Genomic DNA, 22903 nt, shown 5'->3' on the forward strand with positions numbered 1-22903 from the left:
CCTTATTAAAAATATATTGCTTTTTAGATTAAAAGAGTTTATAATTTTATTGAACTGTTAATTGAATTGTTTGTAAATCTTTTTCTAGAGAAGATGTACCAACGGATATTGTAAACGTTCCTGGCTCTACCACTTTTTCCATATTTTGATTAAGCACATTCAATTCATCAAAACCTAAATTAAATGTTACTGTTTTAGTCTCACCTGGTTTTAGTGTAATTCGTTCAAATCCTTTTAGCAATTTTAAGTAACGTCCAACTGAGGCAAAGTCATCACGAACATACATTTGTACCACTTCATCTCCCGTTCTATCACCTGTATTTGTTATATCAACCGAAACTAAAGTTGAACCATCAGCATCAATAGTGTTGTTTTCTAATTTTGGTGTACTGTACTTAAAAGTAGTATAACTTAAACCATACCCAAATGGGAATAATGGTGATTTGTCTTTAAATCTATATAAACCTTTGCCTGAACCAATGAAATCAGGACGCTCTAAATAAGTTACTGGAACCTGCCCTACTGAGCGAGGGAAAGACATGGTTAGTTTTCCACCTGGGTTTACATCGCCAAAAATAACATTGGCAACAGCATCACCTGCTCGCATGCCACCATACCACGTTTCAAGAACTGAAGGAATATTTTCGGCAATATAATTTATAGATAATGGACGACCATTAATTAGAACAACAATTACTGGTTTTCCTGTTTTATAAATCAACTCTACTAATTCTTTTTGAACGCCGTACAAATCAAGATCAGAACGATCTCCACCTTCGCCACATGTTTTGTGAGAACTACCCACAACTAAAACAACAGCATCCGATTTTTTTGCTGCAGAAACAGCATCTGAAAATCCATCTTTCGAAAAACTATCAATATCGCAGCCTTTAGCGTAGTTTATTTTTACGTTTTTACCTACTTTTTTCTTTAAACCATCTAAAACTGAAACATAATATGGTGGCAATCCTGAATAGCCACCCAATAATTTATATGTTCCTTTTTTAGGTCTTTCTTCATGAGCGTTAGGCCCAATGACTGCTAAGGATTTGATTTTTGATAGATCTAGCGGCAAAAGATTGTTATCATTTTTTAGCATGATTATAGATTTTTCTGCCATTTCCAATGCAAACTCACGATGTTCATCAGTACCAGCTTCTACAGTTTCCTCGTCAATCTGTTTTGGTTCTGTATCAAATAAACCTAATTTATATTTTGCTGTCAAAATACGTGATGTGGCTTTGTCTATATACTTCATCAATGCAGGATCCTGCGTTATTGTATCCTTCAATACATTGATGTGATAAGTAGATAGGTCAACATTTTTCCCAATTACCAAGTCCATATCAACACCCGCCTTTAATCCCAAAATAGCTGCTTTAGCTCTGGTTTCAGGAATAAAATGCATAGTCTCTAACCTCCCAACATCATTATTATCAGAAACAATAAAACCGTCAAAACCTAGTTCATCTCGTAAAATATCCTTTAATAACCAGGTATTCATGTGGCATGGTACACCATTAAAATCTTGATGACCAGGCATAACAGAACCTACCTGAGCTTCCTTTACTGCGGCCTCAAACGACGGAAGGTAAACCTCACGTAAACGACGTTCAGACATATCGCTAAATCCACCATTTATACCACGGCGGTTTTCAGGATATCCAACAAAATGTTTAGCTGTTGCAATAACATGATTTTCATCAAATTGCTCATCGCCTTCACCTTGCAAACCTTGGATAAATGCAACGCCCATTCGAGAAACTAGATAAGGGTCTTCTCCATAAGATTCTTCAACGCGACCATAGCGAGCATCTCCAGCGAAAACATCTAAATTAGGAGAGTAACAATGTGTTACCCCTAAAGCACGAGCTTCTTTTGCTGTTTGAGTAGCCATTTTTTTTATTAACTCTGGTTCCCAGGTTGAGGCGCACGCCACTGCTTGTGGATAAACCGTTGTATTACCGTAATAATCAAGAACGAGCCATAGTCCATGCAATGCTTCTCCATATTTCATAACAGGAATACCCAACCTTTCATTGGCAGGTGCATCCTGAATCATTTCTGTCATCTTTTCCTCTAAAGTCATCTGACTTATTAAATCTTCAACTTTTGAGGCGATTTCAGAATCTTTTTTACTTGTGGTTTCTGTTGTACTATCTTTTGAATCACAATTTAATAATGTGGTTATAACAAAAACTACTAATACTAATTTCTTCATTTCTTTAAAATTGGTTATACTATTTAATCAAAATTCCGAAGCCCTGGAACAATTTTTATATTTAAATTTATTCTATTATTTGGCCATTTTAAAACAATTAGTTTTTGGCTTTGTGGGTCCCAAATAAAATTTGATGGATTTACGTCTTTGGAGCATTTATAAATTTCAAGTCCTACGTTTTTTAAAGGATTGTAATACATAACAATATCGTCATCAATTAAAATGGAGAAACCATCAGGATAATGCCTATTAGCACCAATAAATATTTTTGATGCGCCTTTACTGTTATCTGGTTTTATTTTAAGACCTAAAGTCCTCGTAGCATGATTGAACAAAAAGGAATCAATATCACCTGCAATAGTTTGAGGAAAGGGTCTTGATATTACATCGGTAATATATTTACGCTCTACGGTTCCTGCATCAGTGCTATCGCTAAAAATTGACCAAGTTGATGGCCCTCCTGACAGAAAATGTTGCATCGTTCTGTTTCCTAAAAACCAAGCTTTTATGGAGCCTACTCCCATACGGTCAAAAACTTCGGCTGTTCTAATATATAGTTCACGATATTTTAGTTGCCCTAATTTACCATCTATAAGGGTGTCAGTTGTTGCAAAAGTTGGAAACCCCCATTCTCCAATTAGAATTGGAGCTTTTAACATATCAGATTCTTTATCAAATCTGTCCATATTTCGCTTAATAAAATCGATATCATTTTGGTATATATGAGGTGCAAAAATGATATTTTTTCTGTTAATAGGCGCGGTTATTTCAGAATACTGGTTGTTATCTATTTTCTCTCCTTTATTCATAAAAATAGACTGAAACAGTATCATTTTATCCACATTTATTTTTTGACTCTCATCAATTATCTTTTGATAAAGCGGAATAAGGTATTTATTTGTAAGATTTTCATAAGAAATATCCATGGTTAATTTCCTTGGTTCGTTAACGACATCATACCCCAAAACAGCAGGGTCATCGGCATATCTATTCCATATCACTTTCCATGCATCTATATAAGTACTATATTCATTCTTTTTATTTTGCCAGAATTCTTCCCAGATAAATTTATCAACGCCATAAACCGTCATTTTAAAAACAGTTTTAATGTCGTGATTTTTACCTAAAGCTACTAGAGAATCTAATTTCCGAAGATATTTTAGCTCAAGTTTACCTCCTGGAAAACTACTAAGCTTACCCAACTCTAAACGAATTACTTGCGAATTAGCACCCATTCTTACCATACGGGCATAATCATCACTATTAAAAAAGACTTCCCCTTTATGGTCATTTGTATTTACAACAAATCCACGAGGTATTATATGGCGTCCTTGTTCATCTCTTAAACCATGCTTTATTTGCGCAAAAGATAAAAAAGATGCAAAAAGAAACATTCCTAAAACAAATTTGATTTTCATTTAGATAGTATATTTTAAGCAATATACACTTCATAAATAAAATTTGCAACCTGTACTATGCCTATGTATTATTAAATATATTTAAAAAAAAGACCAGAATAAAATTATTCTGGTCTTTTTAAAAAAACTAACTCAAAAATAACTACTATCTATATCCATTATTTGTTGGATCTGATTCTAACAAAGCTGGATTCTGTTGTAATTCTTGTAAAGGAATTGGTAATAAAACATGATAAGGTCTTATGTTAACATTAGGTTCCCAAAAACGGTATTCCAAATTTTGAACAACATCTAACAATATACCCCAACGAATTAAGTCATATCTTCTATGCGCTTCTGCAGCTAATTCCCACTTTCTCTCATCATAAATGGCTTCTCTAAACTCTGTCTGAGTTAATCCCAAAATAGCTTCCGCTTCTCCAACTGTAGCAAAAGCACGCTCTCTTACATCTCTAATATATTCAAAAGCATCATTAGGGTTTCCTCCGGCACGTTCATTTTCACACTCAGCTGCCATTAAATGCACATCAGCCATTCTAAACACCATTCTATTATCAGAATGATTAAAACGAGGTGAAGTATCTAAATCAAGATTCCAAAATTTAGCCATGTAAGGGAAATTTAAATCAAAACCTAAATAATTATCTACAATATTTAATTCTCTTCTTAAATCGTTTAAAGGAAATTTTTCTGCAAAATCTTTAGATGCAACTTGTAATCCAGTACCATTAAAGGCTTCACCTCTAGCAGTAAGAGCTTCTCTTAAAGCATTTCTTTCAGAAGTATTTGCAGGTTCATCTCTTAAACGTGGATTAAACATACTTGGTCTCCAACTATTATTCCCAGCAAAAGAAAAACCTGGAAATGCAGGGTCATATATACCTTCTATATCTCTGGCAAAATCTAAGGACCAAATAATCTCATCATTATACTCGTTTAGAGGATCAAAAACTTCATTATAAGTCGGTAATAATCTATGAGGCGATTGGTCAATGATTTCATTACATTTTGCTAAACCGGCGTCCCAATCTTGCTGTTTCATATAAATCTTAGCCTCAATAATAGCCGCTGCCCATTTGGAAGCCCTTCCTCTATCTGCATCTGAATAAGAATCAGGTAAATGGGTTTGCGCAAATTGCAAATCTTCTATTATAAAATCAATTATAGTTTCTTTATCTGTTCTTCCTAATTGGCTAATTTCTTCAAGAGTTAATACTTCTGTATAAAAAGGAGCATCACCCCAAAGGTTTGTAATGTGCCAGTAACAAAGAGCTCGTAAAAATCTTGCCTCTGCAATCATTAGAGTACGCTCCTCTTCTAAAATAGCCTCGTTACCTGTAAGCCTATCAATAATAATAGTAGAATTAAATACTACTCTATATAAATCTTTCCAAGTATCGGAAACACTCATTTTTTGAACAGATACATCGGCTAGCGCTTCATTTAAAGTATAGTTACCTATAGGTTGTACAAAATTTGCCGCACGATTTGGCTCTATAATATCCGTACCATTATCATAAAAATGATCTAAACCTACTTGCCCATAAATGGAATTATTCTTTAATATGGCATAAGTACCATTAATTGCTTGTTTTGCATCATTCTCCGATGCAAAAAACGTTTCTGGTGCAATAATTGCTCTTGGCTCTTCTTCTAAAAACTTCTCACATCCAAAAAAGGAGAATACTACGAAGATGTATAAAAATATATTCTTTGTTTTCATATTAATTTTATTAAAAAGTTACGTTAAGACCAAGGGTTACAACTCTTGGATTTGGATATTGTGCACTTAAATATCCTAGCGCTATATTACCATACCGAGTATTTGATGAGTTAAAGTTGTTAGCCTCAGGTTCAATCAATCTCGTTTTAGAGAACAACAATAAGTTACTTCCTGATAGGTATAAAGTTGCATTTTTAATACCGTCTAAGCCCATTTTATCTGTTGGGAAGTTATATGCTAATCGAACTGACTTAAGACGAATATGAGAACCATCTTCTACATATTCTGAATTAGGAGGTGTATTCGTAACAGAATCAGCACCTGCTCTAGGAATATTAGAGGTTGGGTTATCCACCGTCCAACGATCACGTAAATCTCCAAACTTAACCGCTTCTCCACGATTAAAATAATTGTTTCTCATGTTTAGGTTGTAAACCTCATTACCTGTTGTTCCTTGAAAGAAAAATGAGAAATCTAGATTCTTGTAAGAAAAGGAGTTTTCGAACCCGAAAATTAAATCAGGAAATGGACTTCCCAAAACTACATTATCTTCAGTCGAAATAATGCCATCACCATTTAAATCTTCATATCTTGCTCCTCCAACAACTTGTGCGGTTAGCCCAGAAGCGTCAATTTCTTCTTGACTTTTCCAAGTTCCTAAATAATTTACCCCTGTAAAAACTGGAACTGATTCACCTACTATTAATCGTGTATTTCCAGAACCTATGATTGGGTCTACAACAAGATCTTGAGATTGCTTACCACCAAGATCTAATATCTTATTTTTATTTGCAGCTAAGGTCAAAGTAGTATTCCAGCTAAAGTTATCATTTGTTACATTAGTAGAATTCACTAATAATTCCCATCCTTTATTTTCTAGTGCACCAATATTTTGTAATTGACTTTCAAAGCCAGTTTGTCTTGGTATAGTAACATCTAATAACAGGTCGTTTGTTTCTTTTTGGTAATAGTTAAACTCCGTAAAAAGTCTTCCATTGAACAAAGATGCTTCTATAGCAATATCAAATGAAGTGGTGGTTTCCCAAAATAGGTTTGGATTTGCAGGTCTACCTAAAGTTAATCCAGGCACTTCCGATCCATTTAGAGTCGTATTTGCTTCTTCATATACACCTTTTGTTCTAAAAGGGTCAATTGCCTGATTACCAGACTTACCCCAACTAGCTCTTAACTTTAAATCTGAAAACAAGTTCTGATTTTGCATAAATTCCTCTTCACTAATTTTCCAAGCTGCTGCTACAGAAGGATAGAATTCATATTTATTTCCTGGTGCAAAAACAGAACTACCATCTGTTCTTCCTACTAAGGTTAATAAATATTTATCTTTATAATCATAGTTTATTCTTCCAAAAAAAGATGCAATTTGAAATCCTCTATAACCACTACTTACAACAGCTCTAATTGGATCAGAAAACCCTAAATTATTAAATCCAGTCGCATCACTGGTAATACCAGCCGCTTCAGCTTCCGTAGTTTCTGTAGATACTTTTTGAAAAGAAGCTCCTGCAAGTACCGTTAAGCTATTATCTTCATTAATATCCGTCCTAAACTGTATAGTATTTTCGTTATTCCAACCCGTACTTGCTACCGTTCTTACACTCGCTGTTCCTCCATCGGTTACACCTATAGCAAGATTACCTGGTAACTGACTAGAATTAAATCTATTTCGCTTTGTATTATTAAATTCCGGGCTAAATGTAGAACGTATAGTCCAAGCTGGCGCTGGTTTATATTCTAAATAAGCTGTAGCTAATAAGTTATTTGTAAAAGTTTCATTAGTATTCAGCTCAAAATTTGCAAGCGGGTTGTTAAAAGGAGAACCAACAACATCGTTAAAGCCATTATAAGTACCATCATCATTAAACGCTGGTTGCGTACGCAATGTTCCAAATGCATTAGCTGCAAAAGAAGTAAGTGCATTGTTTTGTTTTATTCTAGAGTAATTAATACGGAAACCTGCTTTTACTTTATCACTTAGGTTTATATCTAAATTAGATCTAAAAATAAACTTTTCTATACCAGAACTCTTTACAATACCTTCTTGATTAAAGTAGTTTAAAGAGTTATAGTAATTAACATTTTCAGATGCACCTGCAATAGATACATCTGCATTATAAATTGGCGCTGGACCCGTTGTTAAATCAACCCAATCATTATTAGGATAGGTAGACGCTGCATCAGGAAATGGAGCTGCCACTGACCTAAACTCTGCATGTTCATTAGTAAAGGCAATTTGCTCTTCTTGTGTAAGTCGGTCTGGAAGCTCAGGTAACATTTGCATACTAGTGTATAGATTAACACTTACTTCTGGTTTTCCTGTTCCAGCACTACGACCACTTTTGGTTGTAACTAAAACCACACCGTTTGCTCCTCTTGAACCATAAATAGCAATAGAAGAAGCATCCTTTAATATTTGAATAGACTTGATGTCATTCGCGTTAATATTGTTTAAATTAAAGTTGTTTCCAACTACAATTCCATCAATAACCCAAAGAGGCTCATTACTTCCTGTAATAGAATTTCCACCTCGAATTCTAATAGCTGTACCAGCACCAGGAGAACCACTTGATTGTGTTACTTGAACACCTGCTGCCCTACCTTGTAATACTTGATCTACCCTAGAAGAAGGAACCTGAGTAATATCTTCAGAGCTTACTGAAGCAACAGAACCTGTAAGATCCTTTTTCGTTGAAGTACCATAACCAATAACTACTACTTCATCTAGTGCGTTATCTGCTTCTAAAATAACATTAATTTGTGTTTGGCTACCAACAAGAATTTCTTTTGTAGTATAACCTACATAAGAAAAAACAAGCGTACTTCCTTCATCTGCTTTTATTGTATAATTTCCATCAAAATCAGCAGTTGTTCCAACTGTAGATCCTTTAACGACAACAGTTGCCCCTAGTAAAGGTTGCCCATCTGCCATTATACTTCCTTTTACTGTCTGCTCTTGTGCCATTGCCAAGTTGGACAATAGAAAAAAAGCAAATATCCAAGATAGTTTAAGTCCCAGATATTTTTTGAGTGTTAGTTTCATAAAAATTTAGTTTAATTGTTAATATTTTCCTAAATTATATACTAATAAATTACGAACTATCCTGCTCTGTACTGTTAAGAAGAATAAAAAAAAATATTTTACTGTTTTCTTAATGTTTAGTTACTTTTTAAATGTGTTGACTTGCATTTTTTTTAAAATACCATGTACAAGTCAACACCATTAAGTATATAAATAATTTTATTTCGTGGCGGTAGACTTTAAATAATTAATTTTATAGGAACCAGACCCTAATATTACAGTAGAACCATTTATAATTTTTACTTCGCTATTTTTTATAAACTCCTCTAAAAACTTTCCATTTAACTTAAACGACCCTAACTCTTTCTCATTTAACACAAGTCGAGCTTTTGTATTAAATGGTACTTCAAGGCTCATAGTCAAACTTCCTTCATTAAATATCCAATCATTATTAATTTCACCATAAGGTGTTGGAACAGAAACATTAGCGCTTGTTATTTGACTTGAAAACTCGGGATTAATGATAAATTCTTTATATCCTGCTCCTCCTAGTGTAGATTTAACGCCACCCAAAGACTCGTAAAAATATGCAGCAAAACCACTATGCATAGGATGATTTAAAGAATTTGTAGGCCCTTCCATTTTCTCCCATTCAAATTGACGCTCTGGCCATGTTGTAAAACCTTTATTCATTACATACGTTTGACTTGGAAATTCTGGTGTTGTTAAAATTTGGTGTGCTAAATCTGCTTTTCCGTATTTAGTTAAAACTGTATAAATGTACCTATTACCATGTATCCCTGTAGCATGGTGCCCTCCTTTTACATCTTTAATGTCATGAACTAAACCGTTAACAACACTTTCTATTTCACTCTCTGGAACTATCCCAAACTGTAAAGCCTGCACTGTTGCTGTTTGACTTTGATACCATTTATGATTTGTATTAGAAATATTAACTAAAAACGCTGTGTTAAAAGCATTTTTTAAGTCTTGCTTTTCTTTTTTCATTTGCGCTTCGTACAAAGTATCATTATTTATTTTTGCAAAATGCTCCATAACACCTAATACATCATAAAAATATGCATTAGCAGAAATAATAGGATCACACTCCATAGCACTAGGGTTTTTTCTTCTATCCCAAAGTGGTGGACACCAATCTCCCATGCCGTCTTGAATAATACCATTTTCATCTTTATATGACAAATAGTAGTTTGTTAACCCTTTCATATCTGCATAATACTCTTTTACAATAGCATCATCTCCATAATACAAATAATTATACCATGGCAAATACATAGTTGCAATACCCCAGTCTAATTTAGCATAGCTTGATGTTCTTTTCCCTGGAGCTATCATTGTTGGTACTTGAAATTTAATTTCTGGATTATTATGTCCTTTTGTTGGGCGCATTTGCGTACGTATGTCTTCCATATATTTTTTATAGAAATCATACATATCGTAATTATATAGTGCGTATTCGCAAAATGCATGTGCATCTCCTAACCAACCACATTTTTCACGGTGTGGACAATCTTCAGGTATACCGTGCACATTATCTACAATCGTCCATTTACTAATACTGTGCATTTTATTTAATAAGTCATCCGAAGATGTAAAACTTCCAGTTTCTTGAATATCTGTGGCAACTAAAACTGCTTTAATCATATTAGCATCTGGTTTTCTAGAAATACCTTTAATTTTAGCATACTTAAAACCATGGTAACTAAATTTTGGTTCCCAAGATTCTATACCATCTCCTTTACATATATATTTATAAATTTGAGGCATGCCATTTGCGCCTCCACCTGTTGAACCTTGAAAAATATCTTTTCCATTGGTTAATAAAGCTTCAGTAGTCGTAACTTCTATAACCTGACCTTCTTTTTCATTCACATTTAACTTTACCCAGCCCGCTATGTTTTGTCCAAAATCTACAATCCACTCTCCATCAGCCCCCTTAAAAACTTTTTGCGGTTCAAATTCTTTTAACTTCTTAATTGGAGGAATTTGTTGTGCACTTATTTTTTTAAGTTTCGGAGATGTTTCTTTTGCTAGCCCCCATTTTGTATCATTATATCCTACAGTATTCCATCCATTAATTTCATAACGCGCATCATAAGTATCTCCTCCATAAATATTATTAAATACAATAGGTCCTGTTGACTCTTTCCAAGTTTCATCTGTATAAAAATCAGATTCAGTACCGTCAGTGTATTTTAATTTAACCAAACAACGTACTGCTGGAGGCCCATAAGCTAAATCTTTTTCTGATTCGGGGTCCTGTTTCCAAGAAATATTTTGTCCATAAAACCCATTCCCTAAAATAATCCCAAAAGCATTTTTTCCTGATTTAAGGGTTTCGGTAATATCATAATTTACATAATAAGCTTGCTTATCGTAATTAGATGGAGCAGGATCTAAAACATGGTCTCCCACCTTTTCTCCATTTAAATACAACTCATAATACCCTAATCCACAAATATAAACGCTTGCATTTTCTATAGTTTTATTAATAGTAACCTCATTCCTAAAATAACCTGCAGCAAAACCATCAACAGGTTCTGGAGTTTTCATTTTACCCGTTATATAATCTCTAAAACGATGTGGTGAAGTTCTGTTATCTTTATTTAAGGTAATCCATTTAGCATTCGCCCAATTATCATTATTCATTAACCCCATTTCAAAGTTTTGAGCATCTGACCATTCTGAAGACGCCCCTTTTTCATCCCAAATTTTAACTTTCCAAAAATATTCCTGCATGGCTTCTAAAGCACTTCCATTATATTTCACAAAAGCTGACTTAGAATTATCAACTTTATTAGAGTTCCAAAGGTCAGCATCTTCTTCAGTTAACTTATCTTTTGATGATGCCACCAAAATATGATATGCTGTTTGTGATTTATTAAATCCGTCAGTATTTATAATCCAAGAAAAACTTGGATTTTCACTTTCTATAGTTGAAGGGTTTTCTTTTGAATTAACTAATAATTTATCAAAAGATATTGATGCTATAGATGGTTTCTCCTTATTACATGAGAAACAAAAAAAAACCAATAATGCAATTGATAAAAGAAGGTGTATTTTTTTCATTATTAATATTGTTAATTGAATATTTAGTTAATTGTTTAATATAATTTTTAAAGATATTAGGTATATACAAAACTACTATCCTGCACAGTCATGTATACAAATTGCAACAATGCATTAAATAAAATTCCTAATTCCTCCTAATACCACGAATAAAAGAATAATGGCAATTCCAGCTGTCATAGTCCATTTCTTAAATATAAGTACAGCGGAGTTCAGCATGGAACAGGAAAGAGCAGGACAGTGCGGGTCAGTATTAAAAAAACATTACTATAATTTTATAAAAAACCTCACAATATGAATAAAATTACTCTTAAATCATTATTAATTTGCTGCTTTACGCTCTTTTCATTTATAGTGACTGCGCAAGACTCACCACCTTCTGATGGGATTTTTAGATTACAGAATGTTGCTACAGGGCAATTCTTAACAGATGCCGGTTCAAGCACATCCCCGGTTACTATCTCAGATTCAGGTGACGACCCAAGCACACATTTTACATTTGTAGAAAGTGGAGCATATTATAATATAGACAGTGAAATTTCAGGAATTTTACGTGCGCCAGGCGCTGGTGGACCTGGAGGTCCCTATGTAGTTGTAAGTACCCTAAAAAATCCCCCCGCTGCGGATACAGATAAAACGTGGACAATACGACATAATACAACTACTGATACCTATAGGTTTGAATCTAGAACCGCTGGACGATATTTGTATCAAAATGAAGATGGAACTGTAACGCATTCTGAAGTCGAAGCTACAGATGATCGGAGCAATTGGAAACTTATTCCTCTTTTGCAAATCCCTCTAGAAACCACACTAACATTTCAAAATGTAGAAACTGGAGAATTCTTAACCACCGCAGGGGGAAGTAATCAGCCTGTTACAATGTCCACTTCAGGAGAAGCTGAAAATACACATTGGACGCTTGTAGAAAGTGGAGACTATTATAATATTGATAGTAAAAGTGAATCTAGTGCTACTGGAATACTACGCGCACCAGGTGCTGGTGGTTCAGCAGGTCCTTATGTAGTTTTAAGTACCTCAAAAGCACCGCCGGCAACCGATACTGATAAAACGTGGACGATTACGTACAACGGTTCCAACGATACCTACAGATTTGGCTCAAGAACCTCTGGCAGATATTTGTATCAAAATGAAGATGGAACGGTAACCCATTCTGAGGTCGAAGCTACAGATAACAGAAGTAATTGGAAACTCATCCCTTTTGTAGAAGGACCAGTAGGAGCAGCTCCAGATGAAGATACCAATCCAGATTTGTCGTGTACAGGAGAATTCGACAATAACAATACTCGAAATTTTGATATTCAAAACCCTGAAAATGTAGGGTCTATGGATGACAGAACTTGTTATTCTGATTATAGTGAAGTTTCTGTTTATGGCAAAACTTGGGGGGTGTATAATATTACTGACGGATCTAACCACATTGATGCCCCCAATACGTTGCAACCCAGAATGGAGCGTTCTCTATCCAGATCTCAAGAAACTGGGGTGGGGAGTTTTGCAAGATTCAAAGGAATTGTAAGAATTCTTGAAGTAGGCGATGCAGGCTCTTTTAACCAAGATGGAAGCTATTTAATACAAGCCAAAGGAAAACATACAGGTGGTGGTGGTTCTCCAGATCCTGCTATCTGTTTGTACTTAGCAAAACCAGTTTATGGTACTGGTGACGATGCAGATAAGCAAATAGCCTTTGATATTTATGCTGAACGTATCTTAGAACGAGGAGGATCAGGTAGTGGTAGAGAAGTTGTACTCTTAAAACGTGTAGCGAAGAATGCTGAGATTGATTTTGAGTTGGAAATTGGTTTCAGGGAAGATCCAAACGATGCTTCAAAGAAGATACATTATTGCGATGCCGTGATAGGTGGTGAAGCCTTTAACTGGAATATTCCTGACCCAGAAAGAGGACTGCAATCTGGTATTAGATATGGTGCCTATCGTGTAAGAGGAGGTAGAGCTCAAATAAGATGGGCAGAAACCACCTACGAAAAAGCTGAAGTTGTAGACGAAAACCCTAATCCAGGCCCAGAACCAACCGCTGATGTTGTTGCATTAAGAAATGTAGAAACTGGAGAATTCTTAACCGCCGGAGCAGGAAGCACTCAACCCGTAACCATGTCAGTTTCAGGAGGAGCAGAAAATACACAATGGACATTTGTCAAAAGTGGCGCATTTTACAATATAGATAGTGAAAGTGAAACTGGGGGTACTGGAATTTTACGAGCACCAGGTGCTGGTGGTCCTGGAGGGCCTTATGTAGTTGTAAGTACTACAAAAGCCCCGCCAGCAGGTGATACCGATAAAACGTGGATTGTAAATTATGATGAAACTACAGATACGTATCGATTTGAATCTAGAACCTCTGGCAGATATCTATATCAAAATGAAGATGGAACGGTAACACATAGTAAAGTACCAGCAACTGATAACAGAAGTGTATGGAAAGCTATCTCAACAGGTGAACCTTTACAATTAGATTTAGTTTCTACAAATGTTAGCTGCGCTGCAGCAGATGATGGTACCGCTAGTGTAACGGTTACTGGAGGAATAGCACCATATACCTATTTATGGAGCGATGGCCAAGAAACAGCCACTGCAACGAATCTATCAGCAGGAGATTACGACGTAATCGTAGTAGATTCTCTTGGAAATGAGTTGATGTCAAATAGCGTTACAATTACGCAACCAGAAGCAATTACACTGACCTTGATTGAAAATCAAACTGTTTATTTTGGCTATGGTCCTAAAGAGTCCACTATATTAACTTTTGATACGCTAGAAGGTGGTGATGGCACTTATAGTTATGAGTGGAGTACTGGTGAAACAACTGATGTTATTGAAGTTGCACCAGAAGAAACAATGCAATATACCTTAACTGTTACCGATGGTACAGGGTGTTCGGTTACCGAAACAGTTACTGTTGAGGTTGTAGACGTGCGTTGCGGAAATAATCCACATAGACCAAGAGTAGAATTGTGTTTTAAAGGAAGAACAATATGTGTTTCAAGTAGAGCCGTACCATTCATTCTTAGACAAGGTGCTACTTTAGGTAGTTGTGATGCAAGTCAAGAATTAGTAATTACTAACCTCAAGGCATTCCCTAATCCTTTTAGAAGTCGAATTAATATTTGGATTAGAAGTACGCAGGATACCCAGGTAGATGTCGTATTATACGACTTTAGTGGTAACACTGTTCATCAAATTACAGGAAAGGTAAATCCTGGATTATGCAGATTTAAAATGAATGGATTAGGTGGTTTACCACGTGGCGTTTATTTCTTAAAAGCAATTGTTGATGGTAAGGAACAGATTTCTAAGAAGATGATTAAATTCTAAAACTTAATATTATTAATCTAGAAAAACCTGCGGACCTTTAGTTTGCAGGTTTTTTTGTGAGCATTCCCCAATATTCAGGATAGGTTTAGATTAAATCAAGTACCGTTTTCTTTACAATGTACTTCTCTTAGTTCTGTTAAATACCTTATACAAGGTATTTGATTGTCGATTCCTGAATGCCTTCTTCTATTATTTGTTTGCATCCTAATTTTCTTAGAATCAATTCTAATTAACTAAATAGAATTTCCAATCCCTACTAAAAACACGGATAAAAGAATAATGGCAATTCCAACTGTTATAGTCCACTTTTTTTATTTAGCAACCCCTTTCCATTCTTTACTGTAAAACCATTCTTATTAACATCTGTAAGTCTAACACCATCTGCTCCACTAAAAGTTAAATCTATTACATACCCTTTTTCAAATAGATAATTGCGTACTAAGTTTACCTATTGGTAAAACAATAACAATTAATAATCTTATTTTATTCCACTTCAAGATCAACACGTTTTGCTTTCTTATCAGATTTATTCCAATTGATAAACATTGAAACCGTACCTGTAATTTGTTTATCAATAAGAACAGGTTGCGCATCTGGACCAAATACTTTTGCAGGTTTCCATTTAGACCCCACAGCAGAAATCACATCAAAAAAGAAAAAACCTTCTTGCTCAGGATAATACCATGTTGCCTTTTTAGGATTATCCCCATTAACTGGGTTTAGCACTCCTAAAGTAACATCTGTTCTATTTTTAAAACCTACATTTAAATCGTTGTTTAAATAAAATACAGCCCAGTTCCATGGTGCAAAAAAACCTTCAAACTCTGGGCCATTATAAATCTTCCCAGGTTTATTTATTTTTTTATCAATAGCATATACATCTAGTAGTCCTCCTTCGGTTCGGTTATTATAAATTCTCCATGGACCTTCACCTAACCAGCGTTTTCTGTTCACATCATTTGCAGCAACCTCAATTCCTATACCCGCATAATGATATTTTCCTGAATTTAGAGTATACCCATAGTCTAAAGTAATTTCACCGTTTGGTTTTAAAAACCATTTTATATAATCAAAACCCACCGTATTTTTAGCTTCAATAACATAAACATCGCCTTTTTTACTTACAGTCGCTATCCCTGTTTTTGTAGTTTCATTTGTTAAATTAACATCATCTGCTTTGTAAGTTAAAAATGGAAAATTCTTTAAACTAGTCTCCTTCCCTTTATCTAAAACGGAAATTAATATCCCGTTATTTTCATCAAAACGCAGCGTTGTTTTTCCGTGAGTAAATGTAAAGTCATCCGTTTTACTTTGTGTAAAAGGGTTGTTTAATGCTACTCTAAAGCCGTTTTTAGGTTCCGTAATAGGCATGCGTTTATCATATACTAAACGCCCATGATTATCATAAACTTCTATAGTAAGTGCATCATTTCTAATAAAAGATTTTGGTAGTTCAATATTCAATTCTCCTTTTTCTCCTGCCGCAATATTTTTTACTGCAACAATGCCTTTAGCAACTGTTCTATGCCCGTTTAAGGATGCATCTGGATTTGCAAAATCTATCAATTTCCAATTAATTTTACATTGGTTTAAGTTTACAAAAGAGAATTCATTGCAGATATTCAAACTCCCATTAAATTCTTCATCTATTCTGTCATTATCAATAACGACGGGGGACCAAATTTCGCGAACAGCATCAGAGCTTCCCTTTTTCTCACCATGAGGCCCAACGATACCATCGGGCGCTTTATTACCCTGATTATCTACCGCATACCCCAAATCATTTCGCATCATTCCTTCATCAAACAAGGCCCAAATGGTCATACCTCCCCCTACTTTAGATTTTTCAAACATATCCCAATAGGTCTTTAAATTTGCGGCACCACCGCCATCATAAAGCGCATGTAATACTTCATTGGGCAAGTATATATGATTCATTTCAAAAAGATTCTTTTTTGCAGTAGCATAATCTGGATAATAGGTGGTGTTTACAATGTCCCAGTTGGGACTATAATTTGCAAAAATATCATTTGCTTTGGCTTCGTTCTTTAATGGTCTTCTTTTTTGAATATCCCATTTAGCAAACAAAGGATCAAACTCTGGGGTATGCGCAATATGATTTCCATTTCCCCATAATATTATAGACGGATGATTGACATCACGAACCACCAATTCTTTTAATATTTTGGGGCCAACGTCCTTATCTAAAGGTCTCCACCAACCAGATAATTCACTTAAAACCAACAAGCCTTTAGAATCGCATAAATCATAAAAATAACTATCTGCGGGGTAGCAAGATGAACGCACAAAATTAAAATTCATAGTCTTCATGAGCTCTAGGTTTTCTTCCATATCTATTTTAGAAATAGTTCTACCTGTTTCAGGACGAAAACTGTGCATACTTGCACCTTTTAGCAATATACGTTTCCCATTTAAATAAAATCCATCGTGGTCACGTACTTCAAAAGTTCTAAATCCGAACTTCTGCTCATAGGTATGTAATACTTCTTTTTTATCATTTAACTCTAGTTTGACCGAATACAAATTTGGAAATTCATGAGACCATAATTCTATATCTTTAAAATGTAATTTTAATAGTGTAAATTCTCCCGAACCTACTTTTGCACTAAAAGATTTACCCACTTTATTTTGATTAGCATCGTATAGTTGCGCAGTTACACTTTGTTTTTCATCAGCACCATTTGTAAATACCTGCATTTTAAAATCTCCAGACATTTGAGCATCTATAGCAACACGTTCTATAAATTGATTAGCCACTTCCTTAATATAAACGGGACGAAAAATTCCACTAAACAACCAATAATCTGCAAAACGCTCGGCGGCATTTATGGATTCGTTACTTGAATCATGATTTACATTAACTTCCAATAAATTACTTCCATTTTGTAATTGATTAGTTATTTCAAACTTAAATTCGGTATGCCCACCTTGATGTAAACCAACTTCCTTGCCATTTAGTTTCACCTTTGTATCAGTCATGGAACCCTGAAAAATGATAAAATATCTTTTATTTGATACTTTCTTAAAATCAAAAGTATGTCGATAATCTGCAATACCAGATAAACGGTCTTCTACCTTATCCATACCATATAGGTAGTAGCCAAAACCCTCCATTTCCCAGTTTGATGGCACAGGAATAGTAGTCCAAAAACCACTATTTCTCCCTTCATCTATTTTAAAATCCCAATTAACTGCCGTAGATGCATCTTCTCCAGACAAATACACTTTTTTTTGCGCCTGAACACTGGTCGCAATAAAAAGCAGCATCACGATTACTATAAAATATTTTTTCATTGTACTTTAAGTTTATTTTTGTTTCGTTTGTATATAAATTACGTTTAACCTCTATATTTTCATCAATATGACAAAACCAATATAAATATGACATCGTACGCACTACAACATGTAACAATTTTATATTTTAAAAACCTTCAAAATAATTTTTGGCATTATAATAAGAGATATCTTGAATAATTTTCCCTAACCATTTTTCATCGTTTGGTAATTCACCATTTGCAACATCATTACCAATAAGATTACAAAGTACACGCCTAAAATATTCGTGTCTTGGAAAGGACATAAAGCTTCTAGAATCTGTTAACATTCCAACGAAACAGCTTAATAACCCCATATTCGACAATGCATTTATTTGTTTTTCCATACCATCTTTTTGGTCTAAAAACCACCAACCGGATCCAAATTGAATTTTACCTTTAACACTACCGTCATTAAAATTTCCTATCATAGTTGCAATTACTTCATTATCAGCTGGATTAAGATTATACAGTATTGTTTTTGTTAATTGATCTGTTTCATCTAAATAATTTAAAAACTGACCTAATGATCTAGCTTGCGGAAAATCACCAATAGAATCCCATCCTGAATCACTTCCTCTTAGTTTTAACATTCTAGAATTAACATTACGCAACGCCCCCAAATGAAACTGTTGCACCCAACCTAATTTGTGATATGTTTTACAAAGGTGCTTTAATATCTCACATTTAAAATATTTTATTTCTTCTTGAGATAGCAGTTTACCGTTTTTAACGGCATTAAATATTACATTTATATTAAATGTTCCTGTTTCATAATACGGCAATATTTCTAAACCATGATCTGAAAGACGACAACCATTTTCATGAAAGAAAGCCATTCGACTATCTAATGCCGATAATAAATCATCTACACTAGAAATACTTATCCCTGAAGCATCTTCTAATTGTTCTAAATATTTTAGATAGGACATAGAATTTTCTATGGCAATGGCTTTATCTGGTCGAAATGCTGTGGACATTTTTAAATTAACACCCTGTCCTTTTAAATCTATATGATGTCGTAAATCATCAATTGGATCTTCTGTCGTGCATACAACTTCAACATTTTGAAGTTGTAACAACCCTCTTGCACTATGAGACTTTTGCTGTAACTGCCTAGAGGTTTCTGCATAAATTTTGCTTGCATTGTGTCCCGTGAGCAATTCTTCTATACCGTAATAACGCTGTAATTCTAAATGACTCCAATGATATAAAGGGTTACGTAAAGTATAAGGCACCGTTTCGCCCCATTTTTGAAACTTTTCTTCATCTGGCGCATGCCCTGTAATGTATTGCTCATTAATACCTAAAGTTCGCATAGCTCTCCATTTATAATGATCCCCTGCCAACCAAACTTCAGAACAGTTTGTAAATTGATGATTTTTCGCAATCAAATCTGGTGGTAGATGATTGTGATAATCTATTATTGGAAGCTCTTTAGCATAATTATGATATAAAGATGCAGCTGTATCAGAATGAAGTAAAAAATCTTCGTAAAAAACACCTTTTCCTTTTTGAAACATATTCATTATTTACCTAAATATAAAATTACTATTTGTCTACAAAATTAATTTATACCTCATGCTTTTTTAAGCCTATTTACGATATAAAACAACCATTTTGTGCAAACAGTTTTAGTTTTGCTAAATTAGCTCTATTGATTCCTATTGGATTACATAGAAACTTAAATTTAAGATAAATACATGAAAAAGGTTTTTGTTCAATTAGAGTCTGGGCGTGGTTACGGTAGAGATATCCTAAAAGGCATACATGACTACAATAATCAATATTCAAAATGGGAAATTATATTTGAAACTGCTTATTACTTAAAAACTAATAAGAATAGAGATATTATAAAATTAGTTTCAGAAATACGTCCAGATGGATGTATTCTTGAAAATATAGATAATATTGAAAGTTTTGTGAAACTTGGAATTCCTATTATACAAACGAGTTCAATAAACGTTAACACCACCAATACACCTTATTTACAAGGAAATTATGATGCCGATGGAAAAATGGCCTTTGATTATTTTTCGTCCAAAGGGTTTAAAAACCTAGCTTTTTTTGGAGTTAACAAAGTATCATGGTCAGATAATAGACTAGAAAGTTTTAAAAAACATGCTAAATTAAGAAATACCAATATTCACAACTATGTTCCTACGAAAAAGATCAAAACAAAAGGGCTTAGCCATGATTTAAAAGATATTATTATTTGGTTAAAAGCACTACCAAAACCTATTGGAATTCTATGTTGTAATGATGACCTGGGTTTAATACTTATAAATGCTTGCTCTATGGCTGGCCTAAAAATACCTTATGAAATTGCTATTCTAGGCATCGATAATGATGAATTATTGTGTAACATAGCAAACCCGAAACTATCCAGTATTGCTAGGAATCATACTAAAGTGGCCTTTAATGCATGCAAAATTCTTGATGACTTAATGAATGGTATTCCTATAAAGAACAATATTATCCCAACAGAGCCACTTAATATTGTTGAACGCACCTCTACAGATACTATTGCTAGTAAAGATGTAGAGGTTATAAAAGCACTAAATTTTATTAGAAGCAATACACATTTAAATTTGACTGTAAATGATGTTGTTGAAAAAACAACTATTAGTAGAAGAAGTTTATACACAAGATTTAGAAAAGTAACTAACCGAACTATTTTAGAAGAAATTCAATTCCATAAGATAAAAAAATTTAAAGAACTGTTAATAGCACAAAAATTATCTGTTAAAGAAATTGCTTTTTGTCTTGGTTTTGATGATATAAGTCATATTAGCAGGTGGTTTTCTGCTATTGAAGGAATTACACCAATAAAGTGGAGAAATGATAATATTTAAAATAATAAAGATGCAATAAACTACATATCACAATTTTTATTACTCGAATGAAAATACTTATAACCTAAACCAAACTCCTGATGCCCTAATTGTTCAGATTTTGTTTGCTCTCCATTTATTACTGCTTTTATAGCATCTACAATTTCTAAACCTAGCTCATCTAAAGATGCTCCTTCACTAATAATCCTACCTGAATTAACGTCCATATCACCAGAAAGGTTTTCATAGGTTTTAGGGTTAGCACACACTTTAATTACAGGAGAAATTGCAGACCCAACGACTGACCCTCTTCCCGTTGAAAATAAAATAATATGACACCCACTAGCAATCATCTCTACAATTTCTGTGTTATCATTTATATTAGGAAAACCCCATAATGCAGGACCATCTGGCACAACATCCATAAAATACAAACCCGATTCTGTTGGCAAATCTCCTGGACGTATTAAAGCTTTTATTGGAGAACTTCCACTTTTGGAATAGGAGCCTAATGATTTTTCTTCTATTGTTGTTAATCCGCCAACAGCATTTCCAGCAGAGAAACTATCATGTCCCATCTTTTTATAATAAGTATCTGCCTTTTTAATACAATCAACCAACTCTTTAGCTACTATTTCATTTTCAGCTCGCTCCGCCATTAAATGCTCGCAACCCATAAGTTCTCCTGGTTCTTCAAACATACAAATAGCGCCGTCTAAAATTAGTTTATCAAATGCTTTTCCTATAGAAGGGTTAGCCGTAAAACCACTTGTAGCATCAGATCCGCCACATATAGTTCCAACTATAAGATCTTTCATATTAAAATCTACACGCTTTACATCTTTTATCTTTGATATAAAATTTGCGATAATAGCTTTTCCACTCGCTACGGAACTAAGTGTACCACCAGATTCTTGAATGACTAATTTTTCAACAGGGCGCTCTGTATTTAAAATATATTTATATAACTCATGACGTTTAAAATTTTCACACCCCAATGACACTAATAATACAGCTCCTACATTAGGATGCGTACATAAATTCTGCATCATTTTATGCGCGTAATCGTTAGGAGCACAACCACTAAAGCCAATTAAGTGTACATCGTTATCTGGAAATTTGGAAACAATTTGACTTGCTACATGATGGGCACATTCTACTAAATATGCAACTACAATAACATTTCTAATTCCTTTTCTTCCGTCTTTCCTTAAGAAACCTTTCATTTTTTCAATTTTAAATTTAACCAGCTAAATTTATATTAACAAATACTTTTTATTTAATATTATTAATCAAATAATCTGTTGTTAAATTATGGCTATGCACATGTTCTCCTACAGTTATATCTTGAGTAGCACTCCCTATCGACAAACCGTATTTTAATACTTTTGAATTAATTGCAATTTTTTTAATTGCAATTTTATGTCCAAAACCAATCGCCTCTTTTAATACAATTTCCTGATTATTTAATTTAATAATACTACCCAATTCAAACGTTGTTAGAGCAATTATTATATTATCGTTTTCATGTAATTGAATATAGTTTTTCATTTTAGTTTTCTATAGGTTTATTTTAAGAATCATTATTTTTAACACCAACCAAGCGAGTATATACATAGAACTAGCAATTATAAATATAAGTATTCACTACCACTCACATCTAAAACAAACCCAACAAACGAAACCCTAAAGCTCCTGAAAATGTAGAAACGCCAACCATTTTTGCTACTGCTTTTTTAGGATGAATATCTGAGGCAATTGTAAAGATACCAGAAGCCCAACCTTGATGTGCAGTTATTGTAAAACCTATAATTATAGTAATTACAACCCATCTTATTTTAGAATCTTTAGAAGTGAATCTTACGGTATTGAATGGATTTGACATCTTGTT

Annotated in this window: 12 protein-coding genes; 2 read left to right on the forward strand and 10 right to left on the reverse strand. The window is 34.0% G+C overall.

From position 1 onward, the window contains the following. Positions 1–46: 46 nt before the first annotated feature. The 5 genes from Q0945_RS01740 to Q0945_RS01760 form a co-directional block, all read right to left on the reverse strand. Positions 47–2221 (reverse strand): beta-xylosidase, encoded by a 2175-nt coding sequence (locus Q0945_RS01740; protein ID WP_299430149.1) that lies wholly within the window; start codon positions 2219–2221, stop codon positions 47–49. A gap of 23 nt (positions 2222–2244) precedes the next feature. After that, positions 2245–3639 (reverse strand): cellulase family glycosylhydrolase, encoded by a 1395-nt coding sequence (locus Q0945_RS01745; RefSeq protein WP_299430151.1) that lies wholly within the window; start codon positions 3637–3639, stop codon positions 2245–2247. A gap of 145 nt (positions 3640–3784) precedes the next feature. Then, positions 3785–5362, reverse strand: a complete 1578-nt coding sequence (locus Q0945_RS01750; protein ID WP_299430153.1) for a RagB/SusD family nutrient uptake outer membrane protein — start codon at positions 5360–5362, stop codon at positions 3785–3787. Positions 5363–5372: 10 nt separating this feature from the next. Beyond that, positions 5373–8420: a TonB-dependent receptor gene (locus tag Q0945_RS01755; protein WP_299430155.1), complete on the reverse strand. Its 3048-nt coding sequence runs from the start codon at positions 8418–8420 to the stop codon at positions 5373–5375. Between the two features lie 198 nt (positions 8421–8618). After that, positions 8619–11489 carry an alpha-L-rhamnosidase gene (locus tag Q0945_RS01760; RefSeq protein ID WP_299430157.1) on the reverse strand — a complete coding sequence of 957 codons (2871 nt, stop codon included), beginning with the start codon at positions 11487–11489 and terminating at the stop codon, positions 8619–8621. Positions 11490–11783: 294 nt separating this feature from the next. On the opposite strand from Q0945_RS01760, the gene Q0945_RS01765 reads away from it, so the two are divergent. After that, a complete protein-coding gene (locus tag Q0945_RS01765; RefSeq protein ID WP_299430159.1) occupies positions 11784–14843 on the forward strand; it encodes an RICIN domain-containing protein in 3060 nt (1019 codons plus the stop codon). 483 nt (positions 14844–15326) lie between these two features. Here Q0945_RS01765 and Q0945_RS01770 read toward each other — a convergent pair whose 3' ends face one another. Together Q0945_RS01770 and uxaC are read right to left on the reverse strand one after the other, a co-directional pair. Next, a complete protein-coding gene (locus tag Q0945_RS01770) occupies positions 15327–18158 on the reverse strand; it encodes a glycoside hydrolase family 2 TIM barrel-domain containing protein (RefSeq protein WP_299430161.1) in 2832 nt (943 codons plus the stop codon). 127 nt (positions 18159–18285) lie between these two features. Next, positions 18286–19701, reverse strand: coding sequence for a glucuronate isomerase (gene uxaC / locus Q0945_RS01775; RefSeq protein WP_299430163.1), 1416 nt, complete (start codon positions 19699–19701; stop codon positions 18286–18288). A 180-nt stretch (positions 19702–19881) separates the two neighbouring features. Here uxaC and Q0945_RS01780 point away from each other — a divergent pair, with 180 nt between their 5' ends. Continuing rightward, a complete protein-coding gene (locus Q0945_RS01780; RefSeq protein WP_299430165.1) occupies positions 19882–21033 on the forward strand; it encodes a DNA-binding transcriptional regulator in 1152 nt (383 codons plus the stop codon). A gap of 20 nt (positions 21034–21053) precedes the next feature. Here Q0945_RS01780 and Q0945_RS01785 read toward each other — a convergent pair whose 3' ends face one another. The 3 genes from Q0945_RS01785 to Q0945_RS01795 form a co-directional block, all read right to left on the reverse strand. Then, a complete protein-coding gene (locus Q0945_RS01785; RefSeq protein WP_299430167.1) occupies positions 21054–22238 on the reverse strand; it encodes a UxaA family hydrolase in 1185 nt (394 codons plus the stop codon). A 49-nt stretch (positions 22239–22287) separates the two neighbouring features. After that, on the reverse strand, positions 22288–22563 hold the full coding sequence (locus Q0945_RS01790) for a UxaA family hydrolase (protein ID WP_299430169.1): 276 nt from the start codon (positions 22561–22563) through the stop codon (positions 22288–22290). Positions 22564–22672: 109 nt separating this feature from the next. Continuing rightward, positions 22673–22897, reverse strand: a complete 225-nt coding sequence (locus tag Q0945_RS01795; RefSeq protein ID WP_299430171.1) for a hypothetical protein — start codon at positions 22895–22897, stop codon at positions 22673–22675. Positions 22898–22903: the final 6 nt, after the last annotated feature.

The sequence above is a fragment of the uncultured Maribacter sp. genome, from assembly GCF_947500405.1.
Lineage (GTDB): Bacteria > Bacteroidota > Bacteroidia > Flavobacteriales > Flavobacteriaceae > Maribacter_B.

Bases quoted from the DNA above. Each gene is read 5' to 3' on its own strand.
- Q0945_RS01740 (WP_299430149.1), bottom strand. From the start codon at position 2,221: ATGAAGAAATTAGTATTAGTAGTTTTTGTTATAACCACATTATTAAAT.
- Q0945_RS01745 (WP_299430151.1), bottom strand. From the start codon at position 3,639: ATGAAAATCAAATTTGTTTTAGGAATGTTTCTTTTTGCATCTTTTTTA.
- Q0945_RS01750 (WP_299430153.1), bottom strand. From the start codon at position 5,362: ATGAAAACAAAGAATATATTTTTATACATCTTCGTAGTATTCTCCTTT.
- Q0945_RS01755 (WP_299430155.1), bottom strand. From the start codon at position 8,420: ATGAAACTAACACTCAAAAAATATCTGGGACTTAAACTATCTTGGATA.
- Q0945_RS01760 (WP_299430157.1), bottom strand. From the start codon at position 11,489: ATGAAAAAAATACACCTTCTTTTATCAATTGCATTATTGGTTTTTTTT.
- Q0945_RS01765 (WP_299430159.1), top strand. From the start codon at position 11,784: ATGAATAAAATTACTCTTAAATCATTATTAATTTGCTGCTTTACGCTC.
- Q0945_RS01770 (WP_299430161.1), bottom strand. From the start codon at position 18,158: ATGAAAAAATATTTTATAGTAATCGTGATGCTGCTTTTTATTGCGACC.
- uxaC (WP_299430163.1), bottom strand. From the start codon at position 19,701: ATGTTTCAAAAAGGAAAAGGTGTTTTTTACGAAGATTTTTTACTTCAT.
- Q0945_RS01780 (WP_299430165.1), top strand. From the start codon at position 19,882: ATGAAAAAGGTTTTTGTTCAATTAGAGTCTGGGCGTGGTTACGGTAGA.
- Q0945_RS01785 (WP_299430167.1), bottom strand. From the start codon at position 22,238: ATGAAAGGTTTCTTAAGGAAAGACGGAAGAAAAGGAATTAGAAATGTT.
- Q0945_RS01790 (WP_299430169.1), bottom strand. From the start codon at position 22,563: ATGAAAAACTATATTCAATTACATGAAAACGATAATATAATAATTGCT.
- Q0945_RS01795 (WP_299430171.1), bottom strand. From the start codon at position 22,897: ATGTCAAATCCATTCAATACCGTAAGATTCACTTCTAAAGATTCTAAA.